We start from the raw sequence: 6,000 nt of genomic DNA on the forward strand, positions 1-6,000 counted from the left end.
TTTTCACAATAAAAATTTCATGATTTTCATAAGGAGGAAATCACTAATGGTAGTTAAAGTTGGTATTAACGGTTTCGGACGTATCGGTCGTCTTGCTTTCCGTCGTATCCAAAACGTAGAAGGTGTTGAAGTTACACGCATCAACGACCTTACAGATCCAGTTATGCTTGCACACTTGTTGAAATACGACACAACTCAAGGTCGTTTCGACGGTACTGTTGAAGTTAAAGAAGGTGGATTCGAAGTTAACGGTAAATTCGTTAAAGTTTCTGCTGAACGTGATCCAGAACAAATCGACTGGGCTACTGACGGTGTAGAAATCGTTCTTGAAGCTACTGGTTTCTTTGCTAAGAAAGAAGCAGCTGAAAAACACCTTAAAGGTGGAGCTAAAAAAGTTGTTATCACTGCTCCTGGTGGAAACGACGTTAAAACAGTTGTATTCAACACTAACCACGACGTTCTTGACGGTACTGAAACAGTTATCTCAGGTGCTTCATGTACTACAAACTGCTTGGCTCCAATGGCTAAAGCTCTTCAAGACAACTTTGGTGTTGTTGAAGGATTGATGACTACTATCCACGCTTACACTGGTGACCAAATGATCCTTGACGGACCACACCGTGGTGGTGATCTTCGCCGTGCTCGCGCTGGTGCTGCAAACATCGTTCCTAACTCAACTGGTGCTGCAAAAGCTATCGGTCTTGTAATCCCAGAATTGAACGGTAAACTTGACGGATCTGCACAACGCGTTCCAACTCCAACTGGATCAGTTACTGAATTGGTAGCAGTTCTTGAAAAGAACGTTACTGTTGATGAAGTGAACGCAGCTATGAAAGCAGCTTCAAACGAATCATACGGTTACACAGAAGATCCAATCGTATCTTCAGATATCGTAGGTATGTCTTACGGTTCATTGTTTGACGCAACTCAAACTAAAGTTCTTGACGTTGACGGTAAACAATTGGTTAAAGTTGTATCATGGTACGACAACGAAATGTCATACACTGCACAACTTGTTCGTACTCTTGAATACTTCGCAAAAATCGCTAAATAATTCTTGAGTCGATAAAAAGCAAGGCCTCTTGGTCTTGCTTTTCTTATATGGAAAAATGGATGGCACGACAATCATCCATTCTTTTTTAATTCTTTTTCAAAGGTATCTGAAAGGGCAGTGAAACTTAATTTTTCTAAAGTAAGTGGATGGGTAAAGGAAAGTCGAAAGGCATGAAGCATAAGCCGACTTGATTTTGATTTACTATTATAGAGAGGGTCACCTAGGATCGGGAAGTTATGATGCGAAAGGTGCACACGAATTTGATGTGTTCTACCTGTCTTTAGCTTGCAACGAACCAAGGAAGTTTTGTTTGGAAATTGCTTTAATCTGCTTACATGCGTTTCAGCATATTGTCCATTTTTTGTATCAACTATTCGCTTTCTGCGATCATGGCGATCACGTCCGATTTTGTCCCTGAAAACAAGCTCTTTGCTGCTGATATTTCCATCAACTAGTGCCCAGTATTCCCTAGAAATCTCTTTTTTCTCCAGTAAGCGATTGAGAATAGGCAGGATAAAAGGATTTTTGGCAAAGAGAACCAAACCACTGGTTTCCATGTCCAGACGATGAACGACATAGCAGGTTTGGCCAACATAGGCACTGACATGGTTAAGAAGGGCGATTTCGTTTGGCTGATTACCATGCGTTTTCATCCCCTCTGGTTTGTTCACAATAATCAAATGTTGATCTTGATAAACTTCTTGAACGAGGTTTGGGTTGCCCCAAGGAATTTCTTTTTCGGGATAATCTTCCTCGTCAAAAGTTAACTGGCAAACATCTCCAGGATTTACCATCTCGTTCCAGTGGACTTCTTCTTGATTTATCAAAATATGTTTCTTGATTCTCAAAAAATGACGGATTTTTCTAGGGATGAGGAGTTGTTCCTCAAGTAATTGCTTTACCGTCATTTGAAGTAGAGAGTCTGGTAATGTAAATGTGAATTGCATACAGATATTGTAACAAAAAAAGCCCTATTTGGATAGGAAATAGCTAAATTCTTGTCTTCCTATGATGAAGATGATAAAATAAACGCATGAAATTAGATAAATTGTTTGAGAAATTTCTTTCTCTTTTTAAAAAAGAAACAAGTGAATCAGAGGATTCTGGGTCTACTAGCTTGCGTCGTTCTCGCAGTGATCGAAAAAAATTAGCCCAAGTGGGTCCGATTCGAAAATTCTGGCGTCGCTATCATCTAACAAAGATTGTCCTTATACTAGGTTTGAGTGCAGGCTTGCTAGTTGGAACCTATTTGTTTGCTGTAGCCAAGTCAACCAATGTCAATGATTTGCAAAATGCCTTGAAAACTCGAACTCTCATTTTTGACCGTGAAGAAAAGGAGGCTGGTGCCTTGTCTGGTCAAAAAGGAACTTATGTTGAATTGACTGATATCAGTAAAAATTTGCAGAACGCCGTTATTGCGACAGAAGACCGTTCTTTCTATAAAAATGACGGGATTAACTATGGTCGTTTCTTCTTGGCGATTATCACTGCTGGTCGTTCAGGTGGTGGTTCTACTATTACCCAACAGCTGGCCAAAAACGCCTATCTATCACAGGATCAAACTGTTGAGAGAAAAGCGAAAGAATTTTTCCTTGCCTTAGAATTAACAAAAAAATATAGTAAGGATCAAATTCTAACAATGTACCTTAACAATGCTTATTTTGGAAATGGTGTGTGGGGGGTAGAAGATGCGAGTAAGAAATACTTTGGAGTTTCTGCGTCAGAAGTGAGTTTGGATCAAGCTGCGACTCTGGCAGGGATGCTCAAAGGACCGGAACTGTATAATCCCTTGAATTCCGTAGAAGATTCTACCAATCGTCGTGATACTGTCTTGCAAAATATGCTTGCAGCGGGTTACATTGATAAAAACCAAGAAACCGAAGCTGCAGAAGTTGATATGACTTCGCAATTGCACGATCAGTATGAAGGAAAAATCTCAGATTACCGCTATCCTTCTTACTTTGATGCGGTGGTTAACGAAGCCGTTTCCAAGTATAATCTAACAGAGGAAGAAATTGTCAATAATGGCTACCGCATTTATACAGAGCTGGACCAAAACTACCAAGCAAATATGCAGGTTGTCTATGAAAATACATCGCTATTTCCGAGGGCAGAGGATGGAACATTTGCTCAATCAGGAAGTGTAGCTCTCGAACCGAAAACAGGTGGAGTTCGTGGAGTTGTCGGTCAGGTTGCTGGCAATGATAAAACTGGATTCCGGAATTTCAACTATGCAACTCAATCAAAACGTAGCCCTGGTTCTACAATTAAGCCTTTAGTTGTTTATACGCCTGCAGTTGAAGCTGGCTGGGCTTTGAATAAGCAGTTGGATAACCATACCATGCAGTATGACAGCTATAAGGTTGATAACTATGCAGGGATCAAAACGAGTCCAGAAGTTCCTATGTATCAAGCCCTGGCAGAATCGCTTAATCTACCTGCTGTTGCCACTGTTAATGATTTGGGCATTGATAAGGCTTTTGAGGCGGGCGAGAAATTCGGACTCAACATGGAAAAAGTCGATCGTGTTCTTGGTGTCGCCTTGGGAAGCGGTGTTGAAACCAACCCTCTTCAAATGGCTCAAGCATATGCTGCCTTTGCAAATGAAGGATTAATGCCGGAAGCTCATTTTATTAGTAGAATTGAAAATGCTAGTGGTCAGGTCATTGCGAGCCATAAAAATTCACAAAAACGGGTGATTGATAAGTCTGTAGCTGACAAGATGACCAGTATGATGTTGGGAACATTTACAAACGGAACAGGTATTAGTTCATCGCCTGCAGACTATGTCATGGCAGGAAAAACTGGAACAACTGAAGCTGTTTTCAATCCGGAATACACAAGTGACCAGTGGGTAATTGGTTATACTCCGGATGTAGTGATTAGTCACTGGCTTGGTTTCCCTACCACTGATGAAAATCACTATCTAGCAGGATCTACTTCAAACGGTGCAGCTCATGTCTTTAGAAACATTGCTAATACCATTTTACCTTATACGCCAGGAAGTACCTTTACAGTTGAAAATGCGTATAAGCAAAATGGAATTGCACCAGCCAATACAAGAAATCAAGTACAGAGTAATGAAGAAAATCAGGCGGATAATAGCCTTTCTGATATTAGAAGTCGTGCACAAAATCTAGTGGATGAGGCCAGTCGTGCTATCTCGGATGCGAAGATTAAGGAAAAAGCTCAAACAATATGGGATTCGGTAGTCAATCTATTTCGTTAAGATGCTTGTCAAAGCCTGGCTTTCTTGTTATAATAGATAAGATGGAGGCGTTATGGCACTAAAAAAAGCAAGCCTAGCTTGTGCGGTTTGTGGTTCAAGAAACTATTCAATCAAGATCAGCGGAAACCCCAAGCCAACACGACTAGAAGTAAATAAATTTTGTAAACATTGTGGTAAGTACACTACACACAGAGAAACGAGATAGGAGAGAGCGATGCGTTTTATTGGAGATATTTTTAGACTTCTTAAAGACACAACATGGCCAACTCGCAAGGAAAGCTGGAGAGATTTTCGTTCTATCATGGAATACACTGCTTTCTTTGTTGTGATTATTTATATTTTTGACAAGTTGATTGTTTCAGGTTTGATTCGATTTATTAACATTTTTTAGAAGACCTGTGGAGTTATTCACGCTAGAAATCTTCTATTATGAAAGGAAGTATCATGGATAGTTTTGATAAAGGATGGTTTGTTTTACAAACTTATTCTGGTTATGAAAATAAGGTAAAAGAAAATCTATTACAACGTGCACAAACCTACAATATGTTGGATAACATTCTACGTGTTGAAATTCCAACACAAACAGTGCAAGTTGAAAAAAATGGAAAGAGAAAAGAAGTGGAAGAAAATCGCTTTCCAGGTTATGTTCTTGTAGAAATGGTCATGACAGATGAAGCTTGGTTTGTTGTCCGAAACACACCAAACGTTACAGGATTCGTCGGATCTCACGGAAATAGATCAAAACCAACTCCATTATTGGAACAAGAAATCCGTGATATCTTGGTTTCTATGGGACAAACTGTACAAGAGTTTGATATCGATGTTGAAGTTGGTCAAACTGTACGTATCATTGATGGTGCTTTTGCAGACTATACTGGTAAGATTACAGAGATTGATAACAATAAAGTGAAGATGATTATTTCTATATTTGGTAATGACACAGTTGCAGAAGTAAACCTAAACCAAATTGCAGAATTATAACCCTGAGAGAGGCATGCCCTCTCTTTTTTGTGCAGTTGAGGAGCTAAAGAGTGCAGAATGGATGAAATGGGACAAAAGTGATTCTGAATCTGTTAGAGTGTATCTAGAAAGGGGGACGTTATGTTTAAAGAATTGTATAAAGAAGTCCAGGGAATTGTGTATAAGTGTAGAAATGAATATTACCTTCATTTATGGGAGCTATCGGATTGGGACCAAGAGGGTATGATTTGTTTACATGAATTGATTAGTAGAGAAGAAGAGCTGGGAGAAGATATTCCTCGTTTACGTAAATACTTCAAAACTAAATTCCGTAATCGAATTTTAGACTATATCCGTAAACAAGAAAGCCAGAAGCGTAGATATGATAAAGAACCTTATGAAGAAGTAGGTGAGATTAGTCATCGTATAAGCGAGGGAGGTCTCTGGCTAGATGAGTATTATCTCTTTCATGAGATACTAAGAGATTATAGAAACAAACAAAGTAAAGACAAACAAGAAGAGTTAGAACGCGTCTTAAGAAATGAACGCTTCCGAGGGCGTCAAAGAGTATTAAGAGACTTACGTATTGTGTTTAAGGAGTTTGATATCCGTACTCGGTAAGAAGCTATGCAAAAAAAAGAAAAAAACAGAAAAAGTAGTTGACAAGTCTGAAAAAGTCTGTATAATAGTAAGAGTTGAAAACAACTCAGGTCCGTTGGTCAAGGGGTTAAGACACCGCCTTTTCACGGCGGTAACA

The 6,000-nt window shown here is 39.4% G+C and carries 7 protein-coding genes; 6 read left to right on the forward strand and 1 reads right to left on the reverse strand.

Translation table 11 applies throughout. The annotated features are described in order from the left end of the window. Nucleotides 1–46: 46 nt before the first annotated feature. Nucleotides 47–1,054, forward strand: coding sequence for a type I glyceraldehyde-3-phosphate dehydrogenase (gene gap / locus N8O80_RS08625; protein ID WP_000260685.1), 1,008 nt, complete (start codon nucleotides 47–49; stop codon nucleotides 1,052–1,054). 71 nt (nucleotides 1,055–1,125) lie between these two features. Here gap and N8O80_RS08630 read toward each other — a convergent pair whose 3' ends face one another. Further along, nucleotides 1,126–2,001 carry an RluA family pseudouridine synthase gene (locus N8O80_RS08630; RefSeq protein WP_314732586.1) on the reverse strand — a complete coding sequence of 292 codons (876 nt, stop codon included), beginning with the start codon at nucleotides 1,999–2,001 and terminating at the stop codon, nucleotides 1,126–1,128. An 86-nt stretch (nucleotides 2,002–2,087) separates the two neighbouring features. On the opposite strand from N8O80_RS08630, the gene pbp2a reads away from it, so the two are divergent. From pbp2a to N8O80_RS08655, 5 genes are all read left to right on the forward strand, one after another. Further along, complete coding sequence (pbp2a, locus tag N8O80_RS08635; RefSeq protein WP_261027897.1) at nucleotides 2,088–4,283, forward strand: penicillin-binding protein PBP2A; 2,196 nt, start codon at nucleotides 2,088–2,090, stop codon at nucleotides 4,281–4,283. A gap of 52 nt (nucleotides 4,284–4,335) precedes the next feature. Continuing rightward, nucleotides 4,336–4,488 carry a 50S ribosomal protein L33 gene (rpmG, locus tag N8O80_RS08640; RefSeq protein ID WP_001809375.1) on the forward strand — a complete coding sequence of 51 codons (153 nt, stop codon included), beginning with the start codon at nucleotides 4,336–4,338 and terminating at the stop codon, nucleotides 4,486–4,488. A gap of 9 nt (nucleotides 4,489–4,497) precedes the next feature. After that, nucleotides 4,498–4,674 (forward strand): preprotein translocase subunit SecE, encoded by a 177-nt coding sequence (gene secE, locus N8O80_RS08645; protein ID WP_001210990.1) that lies wholly within the window; start codon nucleotides 4,498–4,500, stop codon nucleotides 4,672–4,674. 53 nt (nucleotides 4,675–4,727) lie between these two features. Continuing rightward, complete coding sequence (nusG, locus tag N8O80_RS08650) at nucleotides 4,728–5,264, forward strand: transcription termination/antitermination protein NusG (protein WP_261027899.1); 537 nt, start codon at nucleotides 4,728–4,730, stop codon at nucleotides 5,262–5,264. A gap of 120 nt (nucleotides 5,265–5,384) precedes the next feature. Further along, nucleotides 5,385–5,864, forward strand: coding sequence for a sigma-70 RNA polymerase sigma factor region 4 domain-containing protein (locus tag N8O80_RS08655; protein WP_261027900.1), 480 nt, complete (start codon nucleotides 5,385–5,387; stop codon nucleotides 5,862–5,864). Nucleotides 5,865–6,000 lie beyond the last annotated feature (136 nt).

It is taken from the genome of Streptococcus mitis (genome assembly GCF_946190155.1).
In the GTDB taxonomy this organism is placed as follows: domain Bacteria; phylum Bacillota; class Bacilli; order Lactobacillales; family Streptococcaceae; genus Streptococcus; species Streptococcus mitis_CL.

Coding starts and splice junctions, on each gene's coding strand:
- secE (WP_001210990.1), top strand. CDS start 4,498: ATGCGTTTTATTGGAGATATTTTTAGACTTCTTAAAGACACAACATGG.
- nusG (WP_261027899.1), top strand. CDS start 4,728: ATGGATAGTTTTGATAAAGGATGGTTTGTTTTACAAACTTATTCTGGT.
- gap (WP_000260685.1), top strand. CDS start 47: ATGGTAGTTAAAGTTGGTATTAACGGTTTCGGACGTATCGGTCGTCTT.
- N8O80_RS08655 (WP_261027900.1), top strand. CDS start 5,385: ATGTTTAAAGAATTGTATAAAGAAGTCCAGGGAATTGTGTATAAGTGT.
- rpmG (WP_001809375.1), top strand. CDS start 4,336: ATGGCACTAAAAAAAGCAAGCCTAGCTTGTGCGGTTTGTGGTTCAAGA.
- pbp2a (WP_261027897.1), top strand. CDS start 2,088: ATGAAATTAGATAAATTGTTTGAGAAATTTCTTTCTCTTTTTAAAAAA.
- N8O80_RS08630 (WP_314732586.1), bottom strand. CDS start 2,001: ATGCAATTCACATTTACATTACCAGACTCTCTACTTCAAATGACGGTA.